At 63.0% G+C, this 2,569-nt stretch carries 3 protein-coding genes and 1 pseudogene; all 4 read right to left on the bottom strand.

Going from position 1 to position 2,569, the window contains the following annotated elements; genetic code table 11:
• On the bottom strand, positions 1 to 365 hold a 365-nt coding region (locus tag NBV68_RS18980; RefSeq protein WP_296313054.1), incomplete at its 3' end, for an MBL fold metallo-hydrolase.
• A gap of 212 nt (positions 366 to 577) precedes the next feature.
• Complete coding sequence (locus NBV68_RS18975) at positions 578 to 1,048, bottom strand: IS5 family transposase (protein WP_296313056.1); 471 nt, start codon at positions 1,046 to 1,048, stop codon at positions 578 to 580.
• Between the two features lie 137 nt (positions 1,049 to 1,185).
• Positions 1,186 to 1,245, bottom strand: a pseudogene (locus NBV68_RS18970) (hypothetical protein); the annotation flags it as partial.
• Between the two features lie 89 nt (positions 1,246 to 1,334).
• Positions 1,335 to 2,506, bottom strand: a protein-coding gene (locus NBV68_RS18965) for an IS3 family transposase (RefSeq protein ID WP_296313050.1) whose coding sequence is annotated in 2 segments (ribosomal slippage) — positions 1,335 to 2,242 and positions 2,242 to 2,506 — 1,173 coding nt in all. Because the reading frame shifts where the segments join, the coding sequence is not laid out codon by codon here.
• Between the last annotated feature and the right edge of the window lie 63 nt (positions 2,507 to 2,569).

Below are 2,569 nucleotides of genomic sequence, written 5' to 3'. Positions count from 1 at the left end.
TTTGCGGTGCTTCCGGTCCAGCGCAGCAGCATCATCGGGCCAAGCCCGTCGATGTGGTCAGAGTGGAAATGGGTCAGAAACAGGCGCTCGATCCGCCCCGGCGGCAGGCCCATCAGTTGGAGATTGCGCGCACCCCCTTCGCCCGCGTCGAACACGAACATCCGGGTGCCGGCCATCACCACAGTGCAGGCGCCCGCGCGGTCGGGATTGGGCAGGGGCGAGCCGGTGCCGCACAGGCCCACATGCAGACCATCTCCGAGATTACCCGTCATATCACGCCCGGCACGCTGCTCAACAGCGCGCGCGAACAGGGCTTCGCCAATCGGCGCGCGAAAGGCCAGTGCCGATCCGGTCGCGACGATCACGAGCGCCAGAATGGCCAGGCCTCCCGTTCGCTTTCGCATTCTCCCAACCCTCCTTGGACATGGATTGGTCGATTCGACCACCATTGCGTCTAGCATGACAATTAATTTGACATATTCAATGCCAATATAATTATGCGGCCGGGTTGTTGCTCGATCAGACAGCCAATCCGCGCCTGTGGAAGAGGCTCCCACAATGCTTCCACATTGGTAGCCTAGGCTGTGTTGACAAAAGACTTTAACCAAAGGCGGGCAGCGGCGAGATTGAGGAAGCTTTCGAAGGAGAGGACGGTCTTGTCGTAACGGGTGGCGATCCGGCGCTGCTGCTTGAGCTTGCCGAACATGCGCTCGACGCGGTTGCGGTCCCGGTAGCGGCGATAGTCGGGATGCTCGGGCACCTTGCGGTTCGAACGGGGTGGGATGATCGGCAGGATGCCCCGGATCAGCAGGCTTTCCCGGAAGCGATCACCGTCGTAGCCCTTGTCGGCAAGCAGCGCCTTGGGCGCGGCGATGGGGATCTCCATCAGTGGCTCGGCAGCGGTGTAATCGGAGGCCTCGCCGCCGGTCAGGATGAAGCCGAGAGGCAGTCCCTGATTGTCGCATCGGGCGTGGATTTTGCTCGTAAAGCCGCCGCGTGATCGACCAAAAGCCTGCGCACAAGCCCCCCTTTTCCGCCCACTGCCGATACATGGCCGCGAACCGTGGTACTGTCGATCATGTGTTGCCAGTCATCCGTCAGTCCCAGGTCGACCAGCGTTTGCAGCAGCGCATCCCAGACGCCTTGCTCTGCCCAGCGCCGGAACCGGACATAGACCGAGTTCCACTTGCCGTAACGTTCGTGCATGTCGCGCCAAGGGCAGCCGACCCGCAGCACGTGGAGCATGCCATTAAGGAAGCGCCGGTTATCGCCCGCCGGCCGCGCCCAGCGACCTCGCTCATGACCGGCCCCCACCGAGTGGTCCGATCGGATTGTTAGTGCATTGACGCCTCCATCGCCAGTGTTGGCCGTAGGTGGAGCGAAGCGGAACCGGAGGGCGACACTGGCGATGGAACGGCCTCTGGCGCCGGTGGTCGATATCCCAGCGAGCTGTGCGGCCGGACGGTGTTGTAATGACGCCGCCACGCCTCGATCAGGATCCGGGCCTCGGCGAGCGAGTAGAAGATTTCGCCGTTGAGCAGTTCATCGCGCAGCGACCCGTTGAAGCTTTCGCAATAACCATTCTCCCACGGGCTACCCGGCGTGATGTAGAGCGTCTTCACGCCGATCTGGGCGAGCCATTGCTGCACCGCCGTTGCGATAAACTCCGGGCCATTGTCCGATCGTATATGCGCCGGCGGCCCACGCGTGACGAACAGCTCGGCCAGTGCCGCGAGCACGTCGTCGCTCTTGAGCTTACGCGCCACCGGCAACGCCAGGCACTCCCGGCTCGCCTCGTCGATGATCGACAGGATCCGGTATTTGCGCCCGTCATGGGTGCGGCCCTCGACGAAGTCGTAGGACCAGACATGCCCGGGATATTCCGGCCGGAGCCGGATGCATGATCCGTCGTTCAGCCACAGCCGCCCGCGCTTCGGCTGCCTTTGCGGTACTTTGAGCCCCTCGCGACGCCAGACGCGCTCGACCCGCTTGCGGTTCACATGCCACCCCGCATCACGCAGCAACGCCGTCACCCGGCGATAGCCATAGCGACCATATTGCCGGGCCAGCGCGATGATATCCTCGGTCAGAGCTGCTTCGTCATCCGCCCCGCGGGGCACCTTGCGCTGTGTCGATCGGTGCTGCCCGAGCACGCGGCAGAGCCGCCGCTCGGACACCGGCATCATCATTCTGATGTGGTCGATACAGCGCCTTCGGCGCGCGGGGCTCAGAAGTTTCCCCGAGCGGCCTCCTGCAGGATCAGCTTGTCGAGCGTCAGGTCGGATATCGCACGACGAAGCCGCGCATTCTCCTTCTCTAGATCCTTCATTCGACGCGCCTGATCGGTCTTCAGGCCGCCGTATTCCTTGCGCCAACGATAGTAGGTCTGCTCGCTGATCGCGATCCGACGGCACGCCTCGGCGGTCGTGGCGCCCTGCGCCAGCACAACCTCCGCTTCACGCAGCTTGCCGATAATCTCTTCCGGGCGATGCTTCTTGCTCGGCATTCCATGTCTCCTTCGTCATCCAAAATATCATCAATTTTGGACCACTCAGAAGGGGGCAGGTCA

Origin of the sequence: Erythrobacter sp. (genome assembly GCF_023653175.1) — a bacterium.
Lineage (GTDB): Bacteria > Pseudomonadota > Alphaproteobacteria > Sphingomonadales > Sphingomonadaceae > Erythrobacter.
The sequence above is the reverse complement of the archived record's forward strand: the minus strand, read 5'-3'. Positions and strand labels throughout refer to the sequence as shown.